Here is a 461-nt window from a genome sequence, read left to right as displayed (position 1 = left end):
AAAAAACCAAAAACAAAACAAAAAACAGATAAAAAGATCGTCGTTTTTGCCAACACCAATATTGCATCCCGCACAGGATTTTTTGTTCATATTTGGATATTCATCAAAAAACAGATCATATTTTTCACACAAAAAATGAATTTAAAATCACAAAAAATATTAAAGTGCGAAATTAAATGAACAGAAAAAAATATATGCACTATCATCTGTGACTTAATAACGTAATCAATAAACACAAAAACTGTAAATGATTTGTTATTGCATTGATTTTTTAATGGTCTGGATGTGAAACAAAAGTGGAAAGGAAGGAGAGATTCAGAACCAGAGGCTGGTTATAATAAAATGGAAATTGCAAATACGGATGTGAAGAGAAATGAAGAAAGAGCAGATACTGTCTTTTATTCAGGAGATAAACACGCCATGCAGAACGACTGATATTTCTTCACATTTTGACATGAGCA

The 461-nt window shown here is 30.4% G+C and carries 2 protein-coding genes; both read left to right on the top strand.

The window, feature by feature from the left end; translation table 11 throughout:
- Nucleotides 1–180 (top strand): hypothetical protein (locus BEA93_RS25995; RefSeq protein WP_236942913.1); only part of this gene is annotated, 180 nt, incomplete at its 5' end.
- 193 nt (nucleotides 181–373) lie between these two features.
- A partial coding sequence (locus tag BEA93_RS26445) for a FaeA/PapI family transcriptional regulator (protein WP_442899329.1) occupies nucleotides 374–461 on the top strand: 88 nt, incomplete at its 3' end.

The organism is Escherichia sp. MOD1-EC5950 (genome assembly GCF_002965345.1).
GTDB lineage: Bacteria > Pseudomonadota > Gammaproteobacteria > Enterobacterales > Enterobacteriaceae > Escherichia > Escherichia marmotae.
Note: the sequence above shows the minus strand (reverse complement) of the source record. Positions and strands in the feature narration are given on the sequence as shown.